1 protein-coding gene is annotated in these 388 nt (G+C 57.7%); it reads left to right on the forward strand.

Going from position 1 to position 388, the window contains the following annotated elements; genetic code table 11:
* The coding region (locus ACYP03_RS24510; protein ID WP_459782450.1) for a PilN domain-containing protein at positions 1-388 on the forward strand (388 nt) is incomplete at both ends.

The raw sequence follows: 388 nt of genomic DNA on the forward strand, positions 1-388 counted from the left end.
CTTGCCAAACTGGCGGATTATCAGCGCCAGCACCAGTTGTACCAGTCTCGCTTGGCGGCGGTTAGCCGCTGGCATCATGCGCGTTTTCCCTTGATCCACCTGCTCAATAATTTGCCTGATCTCCTGCCGCTGTCCGCCGGGCTGGAGAAGCTGACACTGAAAGGCAATAACCTGGTTCTGGCCGGCCAGACCAGGCAACTGACGGCATTGCCGGATTTTCTGGCCCGCATCGAGCATCAGGATTGGGTGAGTAACAGTCAGCTGCATTCTGTACAACGCCACCAGCATTCCGCGGGACCTGGTGAGCCGCTCTCCGCCGGCGAAGCAGCCGTTCAGCGATTTTCAGTCACCATGCGTTTAGTTTCGCCGCCATTGGAGGATGTTCATG

The sequence above is a fragment of the Photobacterium sp. R1 genome (assembly GCF_054600795.1).